At 66.0% G+C, this 25,079-nt stretch carries 22 protein-coding genes and 1 riboswitch; of the genes, 16 read left to right on the top strand and 6 right to left on the bottom strand.

Translation table 11 applies throughout. The annotated features are described in order from the left end of the window. Positions 1 to 167: 167 nt before the first annotated feature. Positions 168 to 998, bottom strand: coding sequence for a helix-turn-helix transcriptional regulator (locus CFB39_RS19320; RefSeq protein ID WP_089474040.1), 831 nt, complete (start codon positions 996 to 998; stop codon positions 168 to 170). A gap of 238 nt (positions 999 to 1,236) precedes the next feature. On the opposite strand from CFB39_RS19320, the gene CFB39_RS19325 reads away from it, so the two are divergent. The 4 genes from CFB39_RS19325 (at position 1,237) to CFB39_RS19340 (ending at position 7,132) form a co-directional block, all read left to right on the top strand. Continuing rightward, positions 1,237 to 2,970 carry an amidohydrolase gene (locus tag CFB39_RS19325; RefSeq protein ID WP_089474041.1) on the top strand — a complete coding sequence of 578 codons (1,734 nt, stop codon included), beginning with the start codon at positions 1,237 to 1,239 and terminating at the stop codon, positions 2,968 to 2,970. A 223-nt stretch (positions 2,971 to 3,193) separates the two neighbouring features. Then, positions 3,194 to 4,309: a polyamine ABC transporter substrate-binding protein gene (locus tag CFB39_RS19330; protein ID WP_089474042.1), complete on the top strand. Its 1,116-nt coding sequence runs from the start codon at positions 3,194 to 3,196 to the stop codon at positions 4,307 to 4,309. A 98-nt stretch (positions 4,310 to 4,407) separates the two neighbouring features. Further along, positions 4,408 to 5,988, top strand: coding sequence for a DUF3138 family protein (locus tag CFB39_RS19335; protein ID WP_089474043.1), 1,581 nt, complete (start codon positions 4,408 to 4,410; stop codon positions 5,986 to 5,988). 67 nt (positions 5,989 to 6,055) lie between these two features. Beyond that, positions 6,056 to 7,132, top strand: a complete 1,077-nt coding sequence (locus tag CFB39_RS19340; protein ID WP_089475601.1) for a C45 family peptidase — start codon at positions 6,056 to 6,058, stop codon at positions 7,130 to 7,132. Between the two features lie 77 nt (positions 7,133 to 7,209). On the opposite strand, the gene CFB39_RS19345 is transcribed toward CFB39_RS19340, so the two are convergent. From CFB39_RS19345 to CFB39_RS19360, 4 genes are all read right to left on the bottom strand, one after another. Continuing rightward, positions 7,210 to 8,595, bottom strand: a complete 1,386-nt coding sequence (locus CFB39_RS19345) for an MFS transporter (RefSeq protein ID WP_089474044.1) — start codon at positions 8,593 to 8,595, stop codon at positions 7,210 to 7,212. 182 nt (positions 8,596 to 8,777) lie between these two features. Further along, positions 8,778 to 9,635 carry a hypothetical protein gene (locus CFB39_RS19350; protein WP_089474045.1) on the bottom strand — a complete coding sequence of 286 codons (858 nt, stop codon included), beginning with the start codon at positions 9,633 to 9,635 and terminating at the stop codon, positions 8,778 to 8,780. A 47-nt stretch (positions 9,636 to 9,682) separates the two neighbouring features. Then, positions 9,683 to 10,051 (bottom strand): hypothetical protein, encoded by a 369-nt coding sequence (locus CFB39_RS19355; protein WP_089428430.1) that lies wholly within the window; start codon positions 10,049 to 10,051, stop codon positions 9,683 to 9,685. Positions 10,052 to 10,082: 31 nt separating this feature from the next. Next, complete coding sequence (locus CFB39_RS19360) at positions 10,083 to 10,475, bottom strand: helix-turn-helix domain-containing protein (RefSeq protein WP_089474046.1); 393 nt, start codon at positions 10,473 to 10,475, stop codon at positions 10,083 to 10,085. A 136-nt stretch (positions 10,476 to 10,611) separates the two neighbouring features. Between CFB39_RS19360 and CFB39_RS19365 the strand changes: the two genes are divergently transcribed. The 10 genes from CFB39_RS19365 (at position 10,612) to arsH (ending at position 20,964) form a co-directional block, all read left to right on the top strand. Continuing rightward, complete coding sequence (locus CFB39_RS19365) at positions 10,612 to 11,244, top strand: glutathione binding-like protein (RefSeq protein WP_089474047.1); 633 nt, start codon at positions 10,612 to 10,614, stop codon at positions 11,242 to 11,244. Between the two features lie 87 nt (positions 11,245 to 11,331). After that, on the top strand, positions 11,332 to 11,715 hold the full coding sequence (locus CFB39_RS19370) for a hypothetical protein (protein WP_089474048.1): 384 nt from the start codon (positions 11,332 to 11,334) through the stop codon (positions 11,713 to 11,715). A 92-nt stretch (positions 11,716 to 11,807) separates the two neighbouring features. Further along, on the top strand, positions 11,808 to 13,100 hold the full coding sequence (locus tag CFB39_RS19375) for a TolC family protein (protein ID WP_089474049.1): 1,293 nt from the start codon (positions 11,808 to 11,810) through the stop codon (positions 13,098 to 13,100). 11 nt (positions 13,101 to 13,111) lie between these two features. Continuing rightward, entirely contained in the window at positions 13,112 to 14,641 is a 1,530-nt protein-coding gene (locus CFB39_RS19380) for an efflux RND transporter periplasmic adaptor subunit (protein WP_089474050.1), read from the top strand. Then, positions 14,638 to 17,844 carry an efflux RND transporter permease subunit gene (locus CFB39_RS19385; protein WP_089474051.1) on the top strand — a complete coding sequence of 1,069 codons (3,207 nt, stop codon included), beginning with the start codon at positions 14,638 to 14,640 and terminating at the stop codon, positions 17,842 to 17,844. The genes CFB39_RS19380 and CFB39_RS19385 overlap by 4 nt, the downstream gene beginning before the upstream one ends. Further along, on the top strand, positions 17,841 to 18,212 hold the full coding sequence (locus CFB39_RS19390; protein WP_089474052.1) for a copper-binding protein: 372 nt from the start codon (positions 17,841 to 17,843) through the stop codon (positions 18,210 to 18,212). Before CFB39_RS19385 ends, CFB39_RS19390 begins: the two co-directional genes overlap by 4 nt. 194 nt (positions 18,213 to 18,406) lie before the next feature. After that, entirely contained in the window at positions 18,407 to 18,739 is a 333-nt protein-coding gene (locus CFB39_RS19395) for a helix-turn-helix transcriptional regulator (protein ID WP_089474053.1), read from the top strand. Next, positions 18,736 to 19,806 (top strand): ACR3 family arsenite efflux transporter, encoded by a 1,071-nt coding sequence (gene arsB, locus CFB39_RS19400; protein WP_089474054.1) that lies wholly within the window; start codon positions 18,736 to 18,738, stop codon positions 19,804 to 19,806. Before CFB39_RS19395 ends, arsB begins: the two co-directional genes overlap by 4 nt. 20 nt (positions 19,807 to 19,826) lie before the next feature. After that, positions 19,827 to 20,249, top strand: a complete 423-nt coding sequence (arsC, locus tag CFB39_RS19405; protein WP_089474055.1) for an arsenate reductase (glutaredoxin) — start codon at positions 19,827 to 19,829, stop codon at positions 20,247 to 20,249. Next, a complete protein-coding gene (gene arsH / locus CFB39_RS19410) occupies positions 20,227 to 20,964 on the top strand; it encodes an arsenical resistance protein ArsH (RefSeq protein ID WP_144030281.1) in 738 nt (245 codons plus the stop codon). Before arsC ends, arsH begins: the two co-directional genes overlap by 23 nt. Before the next feature lie 81 nt (positions 20,965 to 21,045). Here the strand turns inward: arsH and CFB39_RS19415 are convergent, their stop codons facing one another. Further along, positions 21,046 to 22,056 (bottom strand): sodium:calcium antiporter, encoded by a 1,011-nt coding sequence (locus tag CFB39_RS19415; RefSeq protein ID WP_089474057.1) that lies wholly within the window; start codon positions 22,054 to 22,056, stop codon positions 21,046 to 21,048. A 74-nt stretch (positions 22,057 to 22,130) separates the two neighbouring features. After that, positions 22,131 to 22,305: riboswitch (yybP-ykoY riboswitch) on the bottom strand. Positions 22,306 to 22,861: 556 nt separating this feature from the next. Between CFB39_RS19415 and CFB39_RS19425 the strand changes: the two genes are divergently transcribed. Next, the gene (locus CFB39_RS19425; protein WP_089474059.1) at positions 22,862 to 24,106 is read left to right on the top strand and encodes a DUF6402 family protein; all 1,245 of its coding nucleotides are present in this window, start codon (positions 22,862 to 22,864) and stop codon (positions 24,104 to 24,106) included. Further along, entirely contained in the window at positions 24,079 to 24,759 is a 681-nt protein-coding gene (locus CFB39_RS19430; RefSeq protein ID WP_089474060.1) for a hypothetical protein, read from the top strand. Before CFB39_RS19425 ends, CFB39_RS19430 begins: the two co-directional genes overlap by 28 nt. Positions 24,760 to 25,079: the final 320 nt, after the last annotated feature.

The following is a 25,079-nucleotide window of genomic DNA, read 5'->3' on the forward strand; positions in this document are numbered from 1 at the left end:
CGAGAAAATTCATTCGTGGGGCTGGCCACCAGAAGGGCCGATCGCCGCGTCATGCTCCTCGCGAATACGTCGAGTATTCGCTTCGTCGCAATCCTTGCGCTCGGCCCTTCTGGTGGCCAGCGCAAGCCCGTTATTAGCGTGAACAGGCCCTAGCCCGCGGCGCGCGTTCAGCAGTCGACCAGCACCCAGTCGAACAGCTCGCGGCGCGTGCGCACGCCGAGCTTCGCGAACGCGCGCTTTACGTACGACTCCGCCGTCGACAGCTTCACGTCGAGCTGCTGCGCGGCCTCGGGCACCGAGCGCCCGCACAGCATCAGCCGGCAGATCTCGTGCTCGCGGCGCGACAGCTGCACGTCCTGCCGTTCCAGGCGCGCGTCGAAGCTCGCCTGCGACGCGGTGTTCACCGTCCCCGACGCCACGCGCCGCGCCGCGCAGGTGCGCGCATGCAGCTCGAACATCGGGAACAGCAGGTCGACCATCTGCCGGAAGTGGAACAGCTCGTCCATCGTGAACGCGGGCCGGCCGACGGTGCGCGCCAGCCCGAGTGCGTATTGCAGGTGCGCGTTGCCGTGCACGAGCATGCATTCCTGCTCGATGCCGGGCTCATCGAAGATCCGGCGGCGGAATTCGCCGTGCGCGATCCCTTCCACGTGGCGCTGCACCAGCAGCGTGCCGGCCTTGCCGCGCAGCGGCGCGACCAGCGGATCGAGCTGGCAGTAGTCCTGGTAATAGACATCCATCACGCGCAGCGTATCGGCCGCGAAGCGCAGGCTGCCGCTGCCGATCCATTCGACGACGAAGCCCGACGTGCTGCCCGTATCCGCGCGCCAGCGTTCGAGGTGGACGGCGTCGGCGTCGATGCTGTCGTTGACGAACTCCGTGACCGCGCCGACGAAATCCGGCGTGCCGACCGCGCGCAGCGTCGCGCCGAGCGTGTCGGGGCGCACACCGATCAGGTAGTGGCCGCGGGCGGCCGGGTCGGGCTGGAGAAGTCGCATGGTCGGGCGTGGGCGGTCAGGGGACAGTGCGACGTTACGCGAACGATATACGCGCGTCAGCCGGGAATTCACCGAATCAACCCCACCAATTTCGTGCGTTGTCCCCAAAACGATGACAAGACCGTGCCCGCGGCGGCCGCAATTCGTCCAAGCCCCGGCGGCGGGGGGGCATACCGCCACGAATCGTCTGCCTATAGTGAAAGCACTTCGAAAACCTGATCAACAGAAAGGACAGGCCATGCAGATGCAACCGACGCGCGCCGCCGTCAACGATTCAACGCCGGCGGATTTCGTACTGACCAATGCGAAGGTCTATACCGTCGATCCGCACAAGCCGTGGGCACAGGCGGTCGCCGTGCGCGACGGCCGGATCGTCCACGTCGGCGACACGGCGGCCGTGCAGGCGTACGTCGGCGCGGATACGAAGGTCGTCGACGCGGCCGGCCGGCTCGTGTTGCCGGGCTTCGTCGAATCGCACTGGCACTTCGAGACGACCGCGTTCGCGTTCCAGGCGTTCGTGAACTACGAGGATCCGCAGAAGGTGCTCGCCGCGCTGCGTGAGTACGTCGAGTCGCATCCGGACGAGCCGGCGATCACCGGAATGGGCTGGGTGCAGGCGACGATTCCGCCGGCGCTGCTGCGCAAGGAGACGCTCGACGCGATCTGCGCGGATCGCCCCGTGTGCCTGCTGTCGACCGATTTCCATTCGATGTGGGTGAACTCGAAGGCGCTGGAGATCGCCGGCATCGACGCGTCGACGCCGCCCGTGCAGGAAGGCGCGAGCTGGTTCGAGAAGGACGCGGTGACCGGCGAGCCGACCGGCCTGATCGTCGACGGCGCCGCGTATTCGTTGCTGATGCAACGGATCAGCGCGGCCGGCCTGCTGCCGACCGGCATCGACCTGTACCTGAAGTCGATCCCGCCGTGGCAGAAGAAGCTGTGCGCGGCCGGCGTGACGACCGTGTTCGACGCGGGCTTCTTCGACGCGAGCGGCGACCAGTCGCTGCTGTACGAGACGCTGCAGACGATGGAGCGCGCGGGCGACCTGAAGCTGCGCGTGGTGGGCAGCGTCGCGGTGATCGGCGAGATCGACGATCCGGTCGGCACGCTCGTCAAATATCGCGAGCAGTACGATTCGCCGCTCGTGAAGGCGCGCGCGCTGAAGCTGTTCCTCGACGGCACGGAAGCGAACCACACCGCGTACCTGCTCGAACCGTACGCGGACCGCCCCGACACCTGCGGCGCGCCGACGATGCCGGCCGACACGTTCAACCACTACCTGGTCGAAGCCGATCGCGTGAACGCGAACGTGATGGTCCACTGCGTCGGCGACGCGGCGGTGCGGATGGCGCTCGACGGCTTCGACGCGGTCAACCGCACGAACCCGCCGCGCGACCGCCGCCATGTGATCACGCATGCGTTCCTCACGCATCCGGACGACATTCCGCGCTTCCGCCGCGCGGGCGTGATGGCGAACACGCAGCTGCAGTGGGGCGTGGTCGACGCGTACACCGAGCAACTGCGTGACCACTACGGCCACGAACGCTGGAGCAACATGTACAAGTTCCGCACGTTCCTCGACGAGGGCGTGACGGTGTCGATCGGCATGGACGGCCTCGCGTGCCAGTGCCGCTGCCAGCACAAACCGCTCGAGCACATCGAGTCGGGCCATACGCGTCAGCTCGCGGGCGAGCCCGATGCGCCGGTGTTTCCGGACATCGCCGAGCGCCTGAGCATTCCGCAACTGATCGCCGCGTACACGATCCACGGTGCGTACCAGCTCGGGATGGAGCACGAGGTCGGCTCGCTCACGCCCGGCAAGCGCGCGGATCTCGTCGTGCTGGAGAACGACCTGTTCGAGGTCGGCCAGTACGACATCGGCCGCATCGACGTCGCGCTGACGATGATGGACGGCCGCGTCACGCACGTAGGCGAGGACTTCGGCGTGCGCACGGGCGTGCAGGCATCCTGAGCGGTTTTCGGTTTTTGATTGGCGTGACGACGCGGCGAAGGAAGCTTTCAATTCGCTTCCTGGTCGGGACGATCGGGGCATCCGCCCGGAACCGGGTGCCCCGATTGTGCGGCGTGTCCCCCTAACGGCAGGGCAGACCGGCCAATTTCCTCTGGCTACATTTTTCCGGACCGAAGCACACACCGTTCATCGCGAGCGGATCATGACATCGACGGAGGAAACCATGGCAGGGGATTGGAGCAAGCATCTGAAAACGGCATGCGCGGCGCTCGCGCTGGGCGGTGCGCTGTGGGCCGGCGTGCCGGCGGCGCACGCGGCGGACGTCGTCAACGTGTACAACTGGGGCAACTCGATCGGCAAGGCGACGATCGCGAACTTCGAGAAGGCGACCGGCATCAAGGTCGTCTACCAGGAGTTCGATTCGAACGAGACGCTGCAGGCGAAGCTGCTGTCGGGCACGTCGGGGTATGACGTCGTCGTGCCGTCCGACATCTTCTGGGCGCGGCAGCTGCAGGCCGGCATCTACCGCAAGATCGACAAGAGCCAGGTGCCGAACTACGGGCTGCTCGATCCGGAAATCATGAAGGTGCTCGCGAAGGACGATCCGGGCAACCAGTTCGGCATTCCGTGGACGTGGGGTACCGACGGGCTCGGGATGAACGTCGAGAAGGTGAAGGCCGCGCTCGGCAACGACGCGCCGCTCGACAGCTGGGCGCTGCTGTTCGACCCGAAGTACGCGCAGAAGCTGAAGCACTGCGGCATTTCGGTGCTCGATTCGCCGGTCGATGCGTTCGGGATGGCGTTCGTCTACCTGAAGAAGGATCCGAACACGACGAACCCGGCCGACTACCAGGCCGCATACGAGCTGCTGAAGACGGTGCGGCCGTACATCACGCAGTTCAATTCGAGCAGCTACATCAACGACCTCGCGGGCGGCGACATCTGCCTCGCGCTCGGCTGGTCGGGCGACGTGAACTCCGCGCGGATCGCGGCCGCGTCCGCGAAGAAACCGTATCACATCAAGTACGTGATCCCGACCGAGGGCAGCGCGATGTGGTTCGACATGATGGCGGTGCCGAAGGATGCGCCGCATCCGGACGCGGCGCTGAAGTTCGTCAACTTCGTGCTGTCGGAGAAGGAGAGCGCGAACCTGACCAACGACACGTCGTATCCGTCGGCCGTGTCGTCGTCGAAGCACCTGGTGCGCGCCGACGTGACGAGCGATCCGGCCGTGTTCCCGCCCGCCGACGTGATCCGCAAGCTGAGCCTCAGCAAGCCGGTTCCGCCTGAGCTGATGCGTCTGCAGAACCGTCTCTGGACGAAGCTGAAGACCGAGTAAGCCGGCCGCCGCTTCTCCCCACTCCCGACTACCTTTCGCGCGCCCCGCCGCTCATCGCGGCGGGCGGGGGCGCGCGCGTCCCGACGACCACCCACACCATGAAAATCACACACATGACGGCGCTGTGCCTGCTGGCGCTCGACGCCACCGCGGCATTCGCGCACACGCCGCAGGCGACCGACGCGAGCAGGATGAAGGCGCTGCAGGCGCAGGTCACCGCGCTGCAGCAGCAGGTGAACGAGCTGCGCGCGAGCATGCTGGCGGCGAAGCCGGCCGGCGCGGCAACGACCGCCACCGCCGCCTCGGGCGGCGCGAAGATCGGCACGATCAACACGGCGGCCGCCGCCGCACCGGCCGCGGATGCGGCGCCGGCGTTCACGAACGACGACCTGCAGCAGATGCGCGAGCAGATCGCGAACGCGTCGCTGAAGGTCGACTCGCTGCAGGAAGCGGCGACCACCGGCCCGCTCGCGGGCCTGAGCATCACCGGCTACGTCGATCCCGTGTACCTGTTCAACCGCGCGCAGCGCACGTCCGGCTTCCAGTTCCTGAACCATGACCCGGGCGCGTACGACTACTTCAACAGCACGATCGGCGACGTCTACCTCGACATCAAGAAGACCTTCGGCGTCGGCCCGATGGCACCGGCGGCGGAGGTCGTGATCCAGCCGAACCGCGGCTTCGGCAACGTGTTCAGCAACGCGCACGGCGGCATCGGCAACAACATCGTCACGCAGGCGGTGGTCACCGTGCCGCTCAGCACGACGCGTACCTTCGAGATCGGGATGATGCCGAGCCTCGCCGGCTACGAGGTGCAGCCGTCGACGCAGATGCTGACGCTCACGCACGGGCTGCTGTACGACTTCAGCGAGCCGGGCAACCTGATCGGCGTCGGGCTGAAGGGCTCCAACGCGGCGATGACGCGCTTCTGGCAGGTCGTAATCGGCAACGAGGTGCTGCGCACCGCCGGCGCGATCGCGAACGCGGCGAACAACACGACGAAGACCAACTGGACGCCGACGATCACCGCGCGCTTCGACAACGCGACGTCGACCGCCTTCGACTTCGGCCTCTCCGGGATGCTCGGCCGGCAGTCGCTGTTCTCGCCGTGCGCGCAGCCGGGCGGCTACGGCTACCAGTGCAACGGCGCGTCGCCGACCGGCCTCTACAAGTACGTGGAAGCCGACGTGACCTATACGCACGACAAGACGCAGGTCAACGCGCAGGTCGACTACGGCGAGCTGCAGAAGGGCGCATGGAACGGCGGCACCGCGCGCTGGTACGGGATGTCGCTGCTCGGCCACACGAAGTGGACGACGTCGTGGGTCGGCCGCATGGGCGCGACGCTGCGCTTCGACTACCTGAACAACACGTCGAACGGCGGCGGCGGCACCAACATCCAGTACGGGCTCGCGGGCGGCAACCCGTCGGTGAACGGGTCGAGCGGTTTCGGCATCGATCCGGCGTGCTTCCAGGCTTCGTCGACGAACGGCACCGAGTGCAAGGGCGCGCAGCGTTATGCGATCACGGCCGACCTGTTGTTCTATCCGACGCAGCAGATCACCGTGAAGCTCGAATACCGCCACGACGCGGCGAACCATCCGGTGTTCCTGAAGAGCAACGGCACGTACGCGCGCAGCAACGACCTGGCCGGGATGCAGTTCATCTACTCGTTCTGACCCGCTGCACGATGTATCACGCGCCGGGCCGCGCGGGCCCGGCGCATTCAACCCAGGAGATTTGATCTTGAAGCTGCACACTTTCGTGACCGACATCACCGATCCGCGCGAGCGCGGCCGCCTGATCGGCGAGCGCTTCGCGCCGGCGATCCGCGAGACGGTCGCGCTGTATCTCGCGTTCTTCCCGAAGCTCGGCATCGCGCCGCAGCGCGCACGGGAGATCGGCGAAGCGAGTCTCGCCACGCTCGGCGCGTGGTGCTCGCGCCTCGCCGCCGAAGTCGAGGCGATCGCCGACGGCGTCGACCTGCCGCGCTGGCAGCTCGCGTGCCTGAATGCACGCACCGAGATTCTCGCCACCGCACCCGCATTGGCCGAAGGCGAGTGCTCGACGACCGTCCATGCCCCAGCCGGCCCGCACGCGCCGCGCACGCTGCAGACGTGGGACTGGCACGACAGCCTCGCGCCGCAGGGGCTGCTGATGCAGATCACGACGCCGCACGGCCGCACCATCAAGCTGTTCTCCGAATTCGGGATGCTGGCGAAGCTCGGTGTAAACAGCGCGGGGCTCGGGCTGCACTTCAACATCCTGCATCACGCGAGCGACAACGACAGCGCCGGCGTGCCCGTGCATGCGATCGCGCGGCGCCTGCTCGAAGACACGACGACGGTGCAGGAGGCGATCGACATCGCGCGCACCGCACGCGTGAGCGCGTCGACGGTGCTGACCGTGTTCACGCGGCACGACGCGAACCCGCGTGCGGCGAGCATCGAGCTGAGCCCGTCAGGCGTGGGTGTGGTGATGCCGCGTCCGGACGGCTGGCTGCTGCATACGAACCACTTCCTCGATCGCGCGTTGAGCGGCGGCGAGTGCATGCCCGACAGCTCGACCACGCGCGAGCGTTTCGCGCACCTGAATGACGTCGTGAACGGGATGACGAGCGCCGATGTGCGCGAGCGCGCGGCGGCGATGTGCGGGGCGGCCGGCGACCAGGCCGTCGTGTGTTTCCATCCGGACCTGTCGATGCCCGACACCGAGCGCTGGGAAACGCTGCTGACCGTCGGCATCGACACCGATGCGTGCGCGCTCGACTACGTGGCGGGCAATCCGCATGACCTCGCGCGGGATGGGGCTCGGCGGTTCTGACGTGACGTACGACGCACGACGCGTGGTCAGCGGTAGCGGTAAGACCGGGCGGCACGTGCGTGCCGCCCTCGTGACGCTTATGCGTCGATGCGCTCGACCTTGCCAACGAGCAGCCCGTACGACAGGCTGCCGGCAAGCGCCATCGCGGCGATGTAGGTGATCGCGCGCGAGAAGTCGGCGCCGTCCACCAGCAGCCCGATCACGATCGGCGTCGCGATCGCGGACAGGTTGCCGATCAGGTTGAACACGCCGCCCGTGAGGCCGAGCAGCCGCGCGGGCGCGAGCCCCGACACGAGCGACCACGTGATCGACGCGAAGCCGTTGCCGAAGAACGCGATCGTCATGAACGCGATCACCCAGCCGGTCGACGTCACGTAGTTCGCGCCGATGATGCAGGTCGAGATCAGCAGCCCCGAGATGATCGGCAGCTTGCGCGCGAAGCCCTGCGATGCGCCGCGGCGCATCAGCCAGTCCGACAGCACGCCCGAGCACAGCACGCCGACGAACGCGGCGAGGAACGGCAGCGACGCGAGGAAGCCCGATTTAATGAAGTCCATGCCGCGATACTTGACGAGGTAGGTCGGGAACCACGTGAGGAAGAACCACAGCGTCGAGTTCAGCGCGAACTGGCCGAGATAGATGCCCCACAGCTTGCGCCGGCCGAGCACGACGCCGAGGTCACGCCACGTCGACGGCGCGCGTTCGGTGCGTGCCGCGACGCGATCCTCGAGATCGACGAGCCCGCCGCCGTCGCGGATCAGCGCGATCTCGGCCGCGTTGACGCCACGAAACGCGCGCGGCTCGCGATACACCGCATACCAGATCGCGGCCCACACGATGCCCGCGAGGCCGGTTGCGACGAACACCATGTGCCAGCCGAGATGCACCTGCAGCCACGCGAGCACCGGCGTGAGGAACGCGAGGCCGACGAACTGGCCCGACGTGTAGCCGCCGATCGCGCTCGCGCGTTCGCGGGTCGGGAACCAGGTCGTCACCACGCGGTTGTTGATCGGATAGGCGGGCGCTTCGAGTGCGCCGACCGCGAGGCGCAGCACGATCAGCCCGACGAACGAGCCCGCGAAGCCGAGCAGCAGCGTCGCGGCCGACCATAGCGCGAGCGCACCCGCATACAGCACGCGCGGCGACACCTTGTCGACGAGCCAGCCGCCCGGGACCTGCATCAGCGCGTAGGTCCAGCCGAACGCGGAGAACACGAGGCCCGCGCGCACCGGATCGATGTTCAGCTCCTTGAACAGCGCGGGCGCGGCGATCGACAGGTTGCTGCGGTCGAGATAGTTGATCACGACGGTCACGAACAGCAACGCGAGGATCAGCAGCCGCTTGCGGCTCGGTGGCGTGGTGGGTGCCGCGGCCGAACGGGCGGCGGGTTCGGATGCGATGCCGGCGCGCGCGGGCGGTTGTTCCGGCGGGTGGGCGTGGGTGCGCGACGCGGAATGGGCCACGGTTGTCTCCTGTGTTCGGTGCCCGGCCGTCGCCCGCGAACGGGGCGGCCGAATCGAATGGCGTTGGGGCGAACGTTAGAGCCGTGGCAGGAAGCACGTCAACATTTGGACAGGCATCCCTATTAATGGGACGTGACGCGCTCAATATGTGGGAATGAGCGGCGATCACGCCGCCGCGTGCATCAGTTGGCCATCGCTTCCTTTGCGCTGACCCAGCCCTGCACCGTGCCCGCTTGCGGGTTGCGATACCGCACCTTCAGCCACTGGAAATCGGCGCTCGTGTCGATCAGCTCGACCGTGTCGCCCGCGACGACGTAGCGGCGCGTGGGTGCATCGTTCATCGTATCGTGCAGCGGCAGGCGCGCCGGGCGCACCTTGAACGTGACGGTGCCGCCGCCGTACGCGTCCGGGCGGCGCGATACGCGCTTGCCTTGCGCGTCGTAGGTCAGCAGCATCGACGACGGGCCGGAATCGGTGTCGAGCAGGTCGCGCAGGTCGTCGGGGATCGCTTCGCTGGACTGGTACAGATACAGCTTGCCGCGCGCATCGTAGCGGTACGCATCGGTGTACCAGATCGGGCCGCCGCGGCAGGAGCTGTACAGCGTGCGTTCCTTCGGCTTCGCGACCACGTTGACCAGGTCGTCGCAGTTGCCATGCCGCATATTGCTCGCCGGCATGCGCAGCGGTTCGAACTGCTGGCGTGCGGGGTCGTACAGGTAGATGCCGTAGCTGTCGTTGACCATGCCGAGCGTCGCGTGCATGGCGAGATCGCGGTGGCCGTCGAAGTTGTAGTCGTCCGACGAGAGGTGATAGTGACCTTCCTCGTCGGCAGCGATCACGTCGAGCGTTTGCGTCTTGCCGCTCGGCAGGAAGCGCACGGTGATGTGCGCGCTGTCCGCGCGTTCGACGCGAGCCGTGACGGTGTCGTCGACCTTGAACGTGAGCAGCGGCTTGGCTGCGTGCGCGGCAGGCGCAAGCGATACGCACGCGGCGAGCAGCAGCGCGGTCGCGGCAAGACTGGGAAGCGGGAAGCGCGTCATGAGCAGGCGTAAGAGCGAAAGTCGAGGATGAACCGGCTGACGACGGCCTAGCCGCGCGTGCTGTCGTCCTGAAAGCCGTTCTTGCCGACGAAGATCTCCTTCAGCGCGGCGCGCAGCGTGACCGGGTCGTATTGGCCGGGCGCGAGATGGATTACGTAGCGCGTCTGGCCGTCGAGCCGCGCGGCGAGCGCGGGTTCGATCTCGACGTCGATCGTGTCGTCCGTCAGGCGCACCGACAGATCCTTGACGCGCGCGTTGACCTGGTCGCGCACCATCACTTCGATCAGCGCGTCGTCCGGAAAGCGCGACAGCGCGAAGCAATAGTCCTGCTCGGCGTCGTGGCAGTAGATGTTGGCGAAGCTTTCGTCGTCGTCGAGATCGGACGTCGCCGCGCCGATGGTGGCGTGAAGTTCCATGAGTGTGGGTTCCTGCGTATGGGAGTCGGGGTTATCGGGTGGAATGGTGTGCTGTTTCGATGGCGGTTGCCGCATCGGGCGCGACACCGATATCGCACGACGCATCGGCATCGCGCGCTTTCAGCCACAACCCGAATTCGCGCATGACTTCGACGACGGGCCGCAGCCGGTCGCCGTCGGCGGTCAGATCGTACTCGACCCGCACCGGCACTTCCGGATAGACGGTGCGCCGCACGAGCCCGGCGTCTTCGAGTGCGCGCAGGTCGAGCGTCAGCATGCGCTGGGAGATGCCGGGCATGTCGCGCCGCAGGTCGCTGAAGCGTCGCGGCCCGTCGAGCAGATACGACACCAGCAGCAGCCGCCAGCGGCCGCCGAGCAGGCGCATCGCTTCTTCAACGGAACATCCGGTCGCACTCGTTTTCATCGTGGCGAATCCTGGTCGGTAAATTTTTTGTGACTACGGCACAAACGACTGCCGTCTTCTCAGCCTCGCGCCGATGCGAGATATTAGCGCCCGCGTCGCGGCGAATCGATACATGGACAACCCACGAAGGACACGCATGAAGCTCTATCACGCTCCCGGCAGCTGTTCGCAGGCCATCTGCATCGTGCTGCGCGAAGGCGGCATCGACGCGGAAGTCATCAAGGTCGACGCGCGCAAGCATGTCATTGAAGACGGGCGCAATTACTACGATGTGAGCGAACTCGGCTACGTGCCGCTACTCGAACTCGACGACGGCACGCGGCTGCGCGAAGGGCCGGTGATCGCGCAGTATCTCGCGGATCTGTGTCCGCAGGCGGCGCTTGCGCCCGCCTACGGCACGCTCGCGCGCTATTGGCTGATGGAGTGGCTGAACTTTCTCACGGCGGAAATCCACAAGGGCTTCATTCCGCTGCTGTACGCGGTGCAGGCGGGCAAATACGTCGACCCGGCGAGAACGAAGCTCGACAGCCGCTTTGCCTGGATCGATCGCCAGCTAGACGGCAATACGTTCTTGATGGGCGACTCGTTCACGCTCGCCGATGCATACCTGTTCGCGCTGACCGGCTGGGGCAAGGCGGAATGGCTGCGGTCGGTGTACCACGCGGATATCGACCTGACCCGCTATGCGCATCTGCGTGCGTGGTACGAGCGGGTGCGGGCGCGGCCGGCGGTGCAGGCGGTGCTGGAGGCCGACGGGCTCGCGCGGTAGCAGGCGACGGCGGTCGCGGAGTCGGCACGTCGTTACGCTTCATCGACGCGCTGCCACACAGCAAAACCCCGCGCTATAATCCCCGCCATGAAATTCCTCCGGACGCTCATCCTGCTGCTGCTCTGCGCGGTGCTGCCCATCAGCGGGCTGGCAGCCAGCGGCCTGGCCGGGGAATGTCCGATGATGCAGCAGGGCATGTCGATGTCGATGGACATGGACGCCGGCATGTCCGCCGACATGCCGGGCTGCGATTCAATGCAGTCGTCGTCCGCCGGCAAGGCCCACGCGAAAGCGAAGGGCACGGCCTGCAAGCTGACGGCGCAATGCCAGTTCGGCAGTCTCTATCATCCGGCCGCTCGCGCCGAAGTCAGTCGCCCCGCGGCATTTGCCAGCACCGTCGCGTTCCACTACGCGCAAATCCTCCCGGTCCGCGATCCGAACGGATTGTGGCGCCCTCCACGCATCAGCTGATCCCGATCCGATAGGTTCGCCGCATTCGCGGTGAGGTTCGTCCTGTATCAGGACGTGGAATCCCTATGGGGTTCCGCCGTTGGGGTTCAACCATGTCATTCCATCCCGGCATGCCGCTTGCGCGGCGTGCACGTCGGCGCGCGCCCATGCTTTGGGCGGCGCTGCTGGTGGCGGGCGCCGTTCATGCGCAGCCATCGCCTGTCACGCTGGACGCCGCGCTGCAGTCCGCCACCGATCATTCCGCTTCGATGCAGGCCGCGCAGGCGTCGGTGCGCGCGAGCGCGGAGGCGGCCGTGAAGGCCGGCCAGCTGCCCGACCCGATGCTCAAGGCCGGCATCGACAACCTGCCGGTCAACGGCGGCCAGCGCTTCACCGTCGGCCAGGACTTCATGACGATGCGCCGCATCGGCATCGAGCAGGAGTGGGTGTCCGGCGACAAGCGGCGCCTGCGCTCGGCGCTCGCCAACGAGCAGGTCGGGCGCGAGCGCGCCGGCTATCTCGCACAGCTCGCGAGCGTGCGCCAGCAAACCGCGACGGCCTGGCTGACCGCCGTCTACGCGAAGCAGGCGCTCGCGCTGCAGCAGGCGCTGCTCGATCACATGAACCATGAGCTTGAAGCGACGAAGGCGTCGTATCGCGGCGCGAAGGCGAGTGCGGCCGACGTCGTCCAGGCGCGGGCCATGCTCGCGCAGACGCAGGATCAACTGCTGAAAGCGCGGCAGGTCTACCAGACCGCGCTCATCGCGCTGTCGCGCTGGACCGCCGTGCCGGTCGACGACGTTGCGGGCACGCCGCCCGCGCCGGAATCGTTCGTGTCGTCGTTGCCGCCGGACGAGTTGCGGCTGTCGCAACCGGCGCTGATCACCGCCGCCGACGATATCGCGGTGGCCGAAGCCGATACGGCCGTCGCGGACAGCGAACGCAGCCCGAACTGGACCTGGGAAGTCGCGTACCAGCAGCGTGGCGGCGCGTATTCGAACATGGTGTCCGTCGGCGTGACGATCCCGCTGCCGCTCAATCGCAAGAACCGCCAGAACCGCGACGTCGCCGAAAAAGCCGCGCTCGCGACGAAGGCGCGCCTGATGTACGAGGACACGCTGCGCCAGGTGCAGGCCGATATCCGCACGCAGTCCGCGACGCTCGCGAGCGGTCGTGCGCGCATCGCGAATCTCGGCGACGCATTGCTGCCCGCCGCCGACCAGCGCGTGCAACTGGCGAACGCGGCCTACCGTGCCGGCACAGGCTCGCTCGCCGATACGTTCGCCGCGCGCCGCGCGCAACTGGATGCGCAATTGCAGGTGCTCGATCTCCGGCGCGAGGTGTCGCAGACCTGGGCGCAGCTCGAATACCAGGTCGTGCCGTCGACGCTGGCCGCCGCGCAATAAAGGAGAACGACATGACGAAGCAAACATGGGCCCGCGCGGCCGTGCTGGCGTTCGCCGGTGCCGCGCTGCTCGGCACGGGCTATTTCGTGGGCGCACGCCATGCGGCAAGCGCCGCGACTGACGCCGCCGCGTCGGCCTCGACCGGCAAGCCCGGTTCGACGAGCGGCCGAAAGGTGCTCTACTGGCACGACCCGATGGTGCCGAACCAGCATTTCGACAAACCGGGCAAGTCGCCCTTCATGGACATGCAACTGCAACCCGTCTACGCGGACGAAGGCGGCGGCGCGTCCGGCATCCGGATCGATCCGGGCCTGCAGCAGAACCTCGGCATCCGCTATGCGACCGTGCGCTGGCAACAGACGGCGGCCGGATTCGATGCGGTGGGCACCACGCAGTTCGACGAATCGCGCGCGGACGTCGTCCAGTCGCGCGTGACCGGCTACATCGACCATCTCCATGCGCGCGCACCGATGCAGCGCATCGCGAAGGGCGCACCAGTCGCATCGCTGTTCGTGCCCGACTGGCTCGCGCCGCAGGAGGAATACCTCGCGCTCAAGCGCGGCGGGATGGACGGCAGCCTGCTCGATGCATCGCGTGCACGGATGCGGGCGCTGTCGATTCCCGACGGCATGATCGCGCGCCTCGATCGCACCGGCCGCGTGCAGACGCACGTCGTGCTGACCGCGCCGGAAACCGGCGTCGTCAGCGAGCTGAACGTGCGCGACGGCGCGATGGTCGCGCCCGGTCAGACGCTCGCGAAGATCGCCGGGCTGTCGACGCTGTGGCTCATCGTCGAGGTGCCGGAAGCGCTTGCGCTGACCGTGCAGCCGGGGATGGCGGTCGATGCGACGTTCGCGGGCGACCCAACACAGCATTTCACCGGACGCATCCGCGAAGTGCTGCCCGGCATCAGCGCGAGCAGCCGCACGCTGCAGGCGCGCGTGGAGATCGACAACGCGGCGCTGAAGCTCACGCCCGGCATGCTGATGCGCGTGCGGGTCGCCGCGCGGCAGAGCGTGTCGCGCCTGCTCGTGCCGTCCGAAGCGGTGATCGCGACCGGCAAGCGCTCGATCGTCATCGTGAAGCATCGCGACGGCCGGCTCCAGCCCGTGACGGTGACGGTGGGCAACGACGTCGGCAGCGACACCGAAGTGCTCGGCGGGCTGAACGAAGGCGACACGGTCGTCGCATCGGGGCAGTTCCTGATCGATTCCGAGGCGAGCCTGAAAAGCGTGTTGCCGCGGCTGGAAAGCGGCACCGGCGCGAGCGGGGCAGCGGCGATGCCCGCGTCGACGCCGACAGCAGCGGCACCGGTCTACGAAACCACCGGCAAGGTCGAACAGGTCACGGCCGACGACATCACGTTCTCGCATCAGCCCGTTCCGGCGCTCGGCTGGGGCGCGATGACGATGGCGTTCGGCAAGCCGTCGGCCACCGCGTTCCCGGACGTGAAGCCGGGCCAGACGGTGCGCTTCGCGTTCACGCAGGGCGACGACGGTTACCGGCTGACGAAGGTCGAACCGAAGGGAGGCGAACGATGATCGCGCACGTCATTCGCTGGTCCGTCCACAACCGCTTCCTCGTGCTGCTCGCCACCGTGCTGATTGCCGCATGGGGTGTTCATTCGCTGCGGCAGACGCCGCTCGATGCATTGCCCGACCTGTCGGACACACAGGTGATCGTGAAGGCGTCGTATCCGGGCAAGGCGCCGCAGATCGTCGAGGATCAGGTGACCTATCCATTGACGACCACGCTGCTCGGCGTGCCCGGGGCGAAAACCGTCCGTGCGTATTCGTCGTTCGGCGACGCGTTCGTCTACGTGCTGTTCGACGACCGCACCGATCGGTACTGGGCGCGTTCGCGCGTGCTCGAATACCTGAGCCAGGTGCAGAGCCGGCTGCCAGCCGGCGCGACGGTGTCGCTCGGGCCCGATGCGACCGGCGTCGGCTGGGTATACGAGTACGCGCTCGTCGATCGCACCGGCCGTCACGATCTCGGGCAACTGCGCGCGCTCAACGACTGGTTCCTGAAGTTCGAGCTGAAGGCGGTGCCCGATGTGTCGGAAGTCGCGAGCATCGGCGGCATGGTGCAGCAGTACCAGGTCGTGCTCGATCCCGACAAGCTGCGCGCATACGGCATCACGCAGGCGGAAGTCGCGAGCGCGCTCGGCAACGCGAACCAGGCGTCCGGCGGTTCGGTCGTCGAGCTGGCCGAGTCGGAGTACATGGTGCGCTCGACCGGCTACCTGCGCACGCTCGACGATTTCCGGCACGTGGTGCTGCGCACGAACGACGCCGGCACGCCGGTGCTGCTCGGCGACGTCGCACGCATCCAGGTCGGCCCGGCGATGCGGCGCGGGATCGCGGAGCTGAACGGGCAGGGTGAGGTGACGGGCGGCGTCGTCGTGATGCGCTCGGGCAAGAACGCGCTGACCACGATCGATGCGGTCAAGGCGAAGCTCGCCGACCTGAAGCGTTCGCTGCCGCCCGGCGTCGAGATCGTCACGACCTACGATCGCTCGCAGCTGATCGCGCGCGCGGTGGGCAACCTGAAGGACAAGCTGATCGAGGAGTTCGTGATCGTCGGCATCGTCTGCGCGGTGTTCCTGTTCCACCTGCGCAGCGCGTTCGTCGCGATCCTGTCGCTGCCGCTCGGCGTGCTGGCCGCGTTCATCGTGATGCGCTACCAGGGCGTGAACGCGAACCTGATGTCGCTCGGCGGGATCGCGATCGCGATCGGCGCGATGATCGACGCGGCGATCGTGATGATCGAGAACGCGCACAAGCATCTCGAAGCATACGACCACGCGCATCCCGGCGAGCCGATCACGCCGGCCAGACGCTGGGAACTCGTCGCGGCGTCGGCCGCGGAGGTCGGGCCCGCACTGTTCTTCTCGCTGCTGATCATCACGCTGTCGTTCATCCCGGTGTTTTCGCTGGAAGGGCAGGAAGGCAAGCTGTTCGCGCCGCTGGCGTTCACGAAGACCTACACGATTGCCGCGGCCGCCGGCCTGTCGGTGACGCTGGTGCCGGTGCTGATGGGCTATCTCGTGCGCGGCCGCATTCCGCACGAGCACGCGAACCCCATCAACCGCGTGCTGATTCGCGCGTACCGTCCGCTGCTCGAAGCGACGCTCAGGCGCCCGTGGGTCGCGATCGGCATCGCGGTCGTCGCGCTCGTGCTGACGGCCGTGCCGCTGTCGCGGCTCGGCGGCGAATTCATGCCGCCGCTCGACGAAGGCGACCTGCTGTACATGCCGACCGCGCTGCCCGGCATCTCCGCCGACAAGGCGAGCGAGCTGTTGCAGCAGACCGACCGGCTGATCGAGACCGTGCCCGAGGTCGACACGGTGTTCGGCAAATCGGGCCGCGCCGATACCGCGACCGATCCCGCGCCGCTCGAGATGTTCGAGACGACGATCCGCTTCAAGCCGCGCAGCGCCTGGCGGCCCGGCATGACGCCGGAGAAGCTCGTCGACGAACTCGATCGCACGGTGAAGGTGCCGGGGCTGTCGAACGTGTGGGTGCCGCCGATCCGCAACCGGCTCGACATGCTGTCCACCGGGATCAAGACGCCGGTCGGCGTGAAGATTTCCGGGCCGGACCTGGCCGGCATCGACGCGATCGCGAAGCAGGTCGAGGCGGCCGTGAAGCCCGTGCCGGGCGTGACGTCCGCGCTCGCGGAACGGCTGAACGGCGGCCGCTATATCGACGTCGACATCGACCGGCTCGCGGCCGCGCGCTACGGGCTGTCGGTGGCCGACCTCCAGTCGGTCGTGTCGACGGCGGTCGGCGGCGACGACGTCGGCGAAGTGATCGCGGGGCGCGAGCGCTTTCCGATCAACCTCCGCTACCCGCGCGAGGTGCGCGATTCGGTCGAGAACCTGCGGCAGCTTCCGGTCGTCACCGCGCGCGGCGCGCGGATCCGCCTGGGCGACGTCGCGCGCATCGCGATCGCCGACGGCCCGCCGATGATCCGCAGCGAGAACGCACGACTGTCCGGTTACGTGTACGTCGATCTCCGCGGGGTCGACCTGAGCACCGCCGTCCGCGCGATGCAGCAGGCTGTTGCGCAGCAGGTCGCGTTGCCGCCCGGCTATTCGATCGCGTGGTCGGGGCAGTTCGAGTATCTCGAACGCGCGGCGGCCAGGCTGCGCACCGTCGTGCCGGTGACGCTCGTGGTGATCTTCGTGCTGCTGTTCCTCACGTTCGGCTCGACGGCCGATGCGCTGCTGCTGATGTCGACGGTGCCGTTCGCGCTGGTCGGCGGCTTCTGGCTCGTGTGGGCGCTCGGCCACGCGGTGTCCGTCGCGACGTCGGTGGGCTTCATCGCGCTCGCGGGCGTGGCCGCCGAATTCGGCGTCGTGATGCTGCTGTACCTGAAGGGCGCGCTGCAGCGCCGGCTCGATGCCGGCGAACCGCTGACCGATGCGCTGCTGCTCGACGCGATCCGCGAAGGCGCGGTGCTGCGCGTGCGCCCCAAGGCGATGACGGTGGCGGTCGTGCTCGCCGGCCTCGTGCCGATCATGGTCGGGCACGGCGCCGGTTCCGAAGTCATGCAGCGCATCGCCGCGCCGATGGTCGGCGGCATGGTCACGGCGCCGCTGCTGTCGATGTTCGTCATTCCCGCCGCATGGCTCCTGCTGCAGCGCCGTCGTGCGCGAAGCATGGGCCATGCGTGGCATTCCGAAGCAGTTCCTCACGGCACGAACGTGCCATCCATCCCAACCGGAGAATCCCGATGAAGAAGTTGATCACTGTTACCGTTGCTGCTGCCGCCGTACTTGCTGTCGGCACGCTCGTCACCCCCGCCTTTGCAGCCGGCGACATGGCCGGCATGGACATGTCCGGCATGAAGATGTCGTCGGGCGGCATGGCCGAATCGAATGCCGCGCTGACCGACGCCGAAGTGAAGAAGGTCGATGCCGCGACCGGCAAGATCACGCTGAAGCACGGCGCGCTCGAGAACGTCGGGATGCCGCCGATGACGATGGCGTTCAAGGCGAAGGACGCGGCGATGCTCGAGCACGCCCATGCGGGCGACAAGGTCAAGGTGCGGATCGAGAAGGTCGACGGCACGCTGACGATCGTCAAGCTGGTGAAGGCGTCCTGACCTGAGCGCATGCCGGTGCGTCGCCCGTCCGTGAGGCGGGCGGCTGCACCGGTGCCGTGCGCGTCGGGCCGGAAGCCGCGCGTGCGGCCGGGTTTGACGGTGCGCGAAGGGCTGGGGAGCGGCCACGCACGGGATCTGCACCTTCATTTCAACAATGCTTGAAATATTGAAATGATGGCGCTATCCTTCGCGCCATGGACTCCAATCTCGTCGTGCGCGCCCTGGGCGCGCTTGCTCATGAAGCGCGCCTGGCCATCTTTCGCGTGCTGGTCGTGGCCGGGCCCGAAGGGCTGCCGGCTGGTGCGATCGCCCAGCAGATCGGGCTGTCGCCATCGAGCCTGTCGTTTCATCTGAAGGATCTGTCGCATGCTGACCTGGTCACCGCGCGCCAGGACGGCCGGTTCATCTATTACGCGGCGAATTTCGAATCGATGAGCGGGCTCATCGGGTTCCTGACCGAGAACTGCTGCGCCGGCGCGGCCTGCGGCGTTCCGACGGCGCCCGATTGCTGCGGAGGCGATGCATGACCGGCTCGGACGTTGCACAACCGCAAGCCGTGGCGGCCCCGCCCGTCATCGGCTTCTTCGAGCGCTACCTGAGCGTGTGGGTGGCGCTGTGCATCGTGCTCGGCATCGCGCTGGGCCAGGCGCTGCCCGGGCTCTTTCAGCACATCGGCCGCATGGAATACGCGCAGGTCAACCTGCCCGTCGGGCTGCTGATCTGGGTGATGATCGTGCCGATGCTGGTCAAGGTCGATTTCGGCGCGTTGCATGAGGTTCGGCAGCATGTGCGGGGGATCGGCGTCACGCTCGTCGTGAACTGGCTCGTCAAGCCGTTTTCGATGGCGCTGCTCGGCTGGCTGTTCGTCCGGCAGCTGTTCGCGCCGATGCTGCCCGCCGACCAGATCGACAGCTATATCGCCGGCCTGATCCTGCTGGCCGCCGCGCCGTGCACGGCGATGGTGTTCGTGTGGAGCCGGCTGACGGGCGGCGATCCGCTGTTCACGCTGTCGCAGGTCGCGCTGAACGACAGCATCATGGTGATCGCGTTCGCGCCGCTGGTCGGCCTGCTGCTGGGGATGTCCGCGATCACGGTGCCGTGGGCGACGCTGCTCACGTCGGTCGTGCTCTATATCGTCATCCCGGTGATCCTCGCGCAAGTATGGCGCAGGCTGCTGCTCGCGAAGGGGCCGGCGGCGTTCGACCGCGCGATGGCGAAGATCGGCCCGTGGTCCATCGCCGCGCTGCTGGCCACGCTGGTGCTGCTGTTCGCGTTCCAGGGCGAGGCTATCCTGAAGCAGCCGCTGGTGATCGCGCTGCTCGCGGTGCCGATCCTGATCCAGGTGTTCTTCAACGCAGCGCTCGCCTATGGGCTCAATCGTCTCGTCGGCGAGAAACACAGCATCGCGTGTCCGTCGGCGTTGATCGGTGCGTCCAATTTCTTCGAGCTGGCCGTGGCCGCCGCGATCAGCCTGTTCGGCTTCCACTCGGGCGCCGCGCTCGCGACCGTCGTCGGCGTGCTCATCGAAGTGCCGGTGATGCTGCTCGTCGTGCGCGTCGTCAACCGTTCGAAGCGCTGGTACGAGTGCGCGTGAAACCATTCAGGAATCCGGAAATGACCGACATCACGATCTATCACAACCCCGATTGCGGCACGTCGCGCAACACGCTGGCGATGATTCGCAACGCCGGCGTCGAGCCGCGCGTCGTGCTTTACCTCGAAGCGCCGCCGAGCCAGGCAGAGCTGCGCGCGCTGATCGCGGCGATGGGCATGCCCGTGCGCGACGTGCTGCGGCGCAAGGGGACACCGTATGAAGCGCTCGATCTCGACAATCCGAAGTGGAGCGACGACGACCTGATCTGCTTCATGGTTGCTCACCCGATCCTGATCAATCGCCCGATCGTCGTCACCCCGCTCGGCACGCGGCTGTGCCGTCCGTCCGAGCAGGTGCTCGACATCCTGCCCGATCCGCAGAAGGGGCCGTTTGCGAAGGAAGACGGCGAAATCGTGATCGATGCGGAGGGCAAGCGTGTCTGAGCGACTGAACGATCTGCCGCAACTCGATGCCACGCTTTTTAGCGTACCGGACGCGAGCCGGCTGCAGCCCGCGCAGCCGTCGACGCATCCGCCTCGAATCGTGTTGCTCTACGGGTCATTGCGCACGCGCTCGTTCAGCCGGTTGCTGGTCGAGGAGGCGGCGCGGTTGCTGACGGCGATGGGCGCCGAAGCCAGGATCTTCAATCCGGCCGGCTTGCCGCTGCCTGACGATGCGCCCGACGACCACCCGAAGGTGGCCGAGTTGCGCGAGCTCGTGCAATGGTCGGAGGGCATGGTGTGGTCCTCCCCCGAGCGGCACGGCGCGATGACCGGCGTGATGAAATCGCAGATCGACTGGATTCCATTGTCGGTCGGCGCGGTGCGGCCGACGCAAGGCAAGACGCTGGCGGTCATGCAGGTCAGCGGCGGATCGCAGTCGTTCAATGCGGTCAACCAGATGCGCGTGCTCGGGCGCTGGATGCGCATGCTGACCATCCCGAACCAGTCGTCCGTCGCGAAGGCGTTCATGGAATTCGGCGACGACGACCGGATGAAGCCGTCCGCGTATTTCGACCGGGTCGTCGACGTCATGGAGGAACTGGTCAAATTCACGCTGCTGACGCGCGACGTCGGCGTGTATCTGACTGACCGCTATAGCGAACGCAAGGAAAGCGCCGAGCAACTGTCGCAACGTGTGAACCAGACGCGCATCTGAATCGCTTGCGGGCCGCCGGCGCGACGAGGCTTCGTTCGCGCCGGGCAGCAGGATCGCGCCCGGCGCGTCCATTGAGTCATTTCAGCGCGCCAGCGTCAGGAACAGATACCCCGCATACCCCGCGCCGTTCGCGAGCAACGCCCAGATCGCGAGCCCGCGCGTGCGTGCATTGACGCGCAGCCATGCCGCCGCCGCGAGCGTGATGATCACGCCGGTCAGCACTTCGGGGCGCGGCTCCCACGGCGTCAGCATGATGCCGATCGCCGGCAGCAGCGTGCCCTGGAACACCATCGCGCCGGTGATGTTGCCGAACGCGAGCGTGTCCTTCCTGCGGCGGATCCACAGCACGCTGTTGACCTTCTCCGGCAGTTCCGTCGCGATCGGCACGATGATCAGCGACAGCAGCAGCGCCGATATGCCCAGCGCGTGCGACACGCCTTCCACGCCGTGAATGAAACCCTTCGCCCCGCCGACCAGCAGCGCGACGCCGAGGAGCAGTTGCAGCGCGATCGTCGCGAGGTTGGTCGGCACACCCAGGCGTGACAGGAACATCGTGTGCGGCGCCTCGGTGCCGTGCCCGGCATCGACGAGCTGGCTCGACGCGCGGAACGTCATCACGACATACATCACGTAGATGCCGACCAGCATCGCCGCGAGCAACGCACGCACGGCCCCGTTGTGATGCGGGACGAACATCGCGGCGGTGGCCAGCGAGAACGCGGCGAGAAAGTAGTTCATGTCGCGCACGAAGCCCGTGCGTTCGGGCGCGATCGTGCCGCGCAGCCCGCGCGAGCGGATCACGGCGAGCGTCATCAGGAAGGTGGTGAGCGTCGCGAGCATCAGCGGCGCGCCGAGAATCGCGCCGACGCCGATTTCCTCGTTCACGGCCTGGTTCGCCGTGCCGCCGGCGAGCGCGAGCAGCGGCACCATCGTTTCGGGCAACGCGGTGCCGACGGCCGCGAACAGCGAACCGGTGACGCCTTCGGAAATCTTCAGGCGTTCGCCGAGATGTTCGAGCGCATTGGTGAAGACCTCGGCGGCGATGAGGATGACGACCAGCATGAACGCCAGTTCGACAAACATGAGAGTCATGCGGCACCTCCGCAGGCATGCGCGCGGACGGCGGCGAAACGCGGGGAGAGGGCGGTGTGGGACATGGGGACTCCGTGGTCGGACGCTGACAAACCATGGCGCATCCGCCGACGTCCGACCAGGAACGACGCGATGCGCCCATGGTCTCGCCAGGCCAATCAGGCTGATCGTGCCACGGCTGCAGGCCGAGTGTGTTGACACGATCGCTTTCCGGGGACGGAAAGCAGGCTACTCCCCAAAGACGAAAGGCAGTCTAGCCGAGCGAATTGCTTTCGGCAATCCTTCATCTCAAATTCCCGGCAGAACCCGTCGCAGCAGTACGCGCGCCTCTCGTCGGTGATGTGCTGCATCTGTCCTTTGAGGGGCGGCAGGCTAATCATGCCTGAGCGATGGGCATGGACTGACGATCTGAGATGGTATTGACGAACGGTTGTCGACCATCTTCGTGTGACCGGAGTGCAATTCCGTCAAGAGCGTTCGTGGCGGGATGCGATACACGTACCACCGCGGCTCGCCGAGGCGAATCTGTTCATTCCACGCGCCAGGCACTCGTGGATGCTGACACGGTTGCCAAAATGGATAGACAAGAGGCTGCGGAACTCGAGGACCCAATGTCGGGCTGTCTGGCCACGAAACCTTCCGTAACAATCGTGCCGCCGGAAAACTGCTCGTGCCTCTACGACCCACGTAGGTTTGGCTTGATCTGGCAAGTCATCCTCATTATTGCCGTTGGGTTTGTGGTTGGAATTGTCGGGGTTTTGATTACGCTGAGACCGGTTCTCTTGCGAATCACTATTCAAGCGTTATGCTCGACGTCAAAAAAGTCCCGTATTACCAGCTGGAATCTGGAGTCTTCTATCGCGGCAAACGGTGGAAATGTCGCGCTGGCGTGGTCGGATGCGTTCCCATCGACACGCAGCAAACAATCTCGTTCGACAGGCGTGCGCCGAACGAGCCACCATCGCCGCCCAAGACACCCGTTCCGGTCAAAGCGCATCACACGTCCACTCCTGCGCCAGCGCCCACCAAACCGCAACCGAGCGACAAGCCTCGAGACGCGGAGCAAGCCGACAAACTGCCCAAGTTCGATCTTCAGGACATCCCCAAAGCGATGGACAAGATGGGCTGGCCAATCTCGGCCAAGCTCGCGCGAGAATGGTTTGCGCGCCCAAGACACGTCTATGACGACGACCTCAATTCTGTACAGCCGATCGATGACACGACGGTTTCCCTGGATTGGGCGCTGAAATTTCGCGGTGCAACCGAGCGATTCAATCAACTTGTCCGGCAAGCGATTTACACACCGAATGCCGCACGAGCAGTCACGAAAGTCCTGGCGCCCGTGGTCGAGCGGAGTTTTTCGGCCGGGCAATTGAATGCAGCAGGTATCGCTATCGACACCTCACCGTTTCTGAAGGACCCGCTCCAGTTTCACATCGCCTGGGGATTCCAGTACCAGCCCGTCTCATCCCTCGACACGCTTGACGGTACCGCGATGACCGATTTGACCGGCGCCCTGGCGAACTTCAATTTCTACGCTGCCGTAGGGAAGGCTGCCGTAACTGGCGAACGCTTTTATCAATACGAAGGCAAGAACAAGATATTCTGTCTCGAGCCTGTCGCACAGATTACCCACGTCTATGTCTACATCAAAGACAGCTACTCGTTCAACGACGATTCGCTTTCCAAGAGCCAATACCTCGGCCACTGGAACAAGAACGGGATGGTTCTGTCCTACGCCGCGGCAGTCAACGATTTTTTCAAAGGCAGCAACTTGAACGTCGGGAACTCGACTATCGAAGAATGGCGCTACCTCCCCACGGGCGAAGAGGTCGACAAGCCGATCGACAAACGCACAAGCCTCTTTCGGAAGTTCCTGGCGAAGGATGTCTACTGGCCTGTTCATAACAAGACGTACCGCGACTGGAGGTCGGCGCATAATCGTGGTGGCGACTTCATGGTCTACAGTCGCCCCAAACTCATCAAGCTGAACAAGCCGATCATTCTGAAATTCGATACCGTATGCAGAACCATCCCGGCCGAGCAATGAAGGCGATCTCCACCGTTTTCAAAGTGGTCTTGACCGTTGTCGTCTTGTGCCTGGTTGTCGCCATTGCGTGGATGTTCCTGCCGGCCCACACGCGGAACGCGATCACGCTTTTCTCGCTCAAGAATGCGAAGGGCATGATCTTCGCCATCACGTCGATCATCTTCGTGCTCTACTTCTACTGGTTTGTTAGAAATATCGACCACTTCAGCCGAATGAAACGCGTAGGACTGGCGGTCGTCACGCTGAGCTTCCTGGTGTTCTTCTATCTCGTCAACTTTCGCGGGATCACGACCGACGACACCGATTGCCAGCGATTCAACTACAACGCCAAGCTGAACGGTGGCGTCAAGCAGATCGATGGCACAACCTATATCGTCAACATCTGCGGCAGTGGCCGCAGCGGCAATGGCCTTTTTGCTGATCAGAACGAGCAGGTCAAAATCGTCGTGGCCGATGCGCACGGGTCGACCCTCGCGACCCGGCTATTTTTCGTCTTTTGGAGCGGCCGGCCCGGAAATGATCCGATCGAGATCCATGACGGAAAGCTGATCTACTTCGACGCATCGGATGCGTACGACAGCACACGGACGATCTCGATGCCGCCTTCCACGATGGATTGGGTCGCGGCGAGAATTCCGATTTCGATGCGCTGATCCGAGCGCTGAAACGCATCGCAGTCCCTGCGCAAGGGATTCAGTGACAACACCTTATGTTGTCTGGCCCGCACATGATCCAACAACCCTATGCGGGCAGGAACCCACAGCGGTCCATCGGCATTGTGCACCGATGTGAAGTGCGTGAACGCTTCCCACTTCACAGCCCTGGAGGCGCACAACTCGCGTCAATCCATGACCCTTTCCCCCTTAACTCGATGGTCTACGGGATGCGCCCTGGTGCAGGTTCGTCAGCAGCCCGGGCATTGCGAAAGATAGGCTCGGTATAGACGGACGGCGCTTGAGACAAGTGGGCCGGC

The sequence above is a fragment of the Burkholderia sp. AU6039 genome (assembly GCF_002223365.1).
GTDB lineage: Bacteria > Pseudomonadota > Gammaproteobacteria > Burkholderiales > Burkholderiaceae > Burkholderia.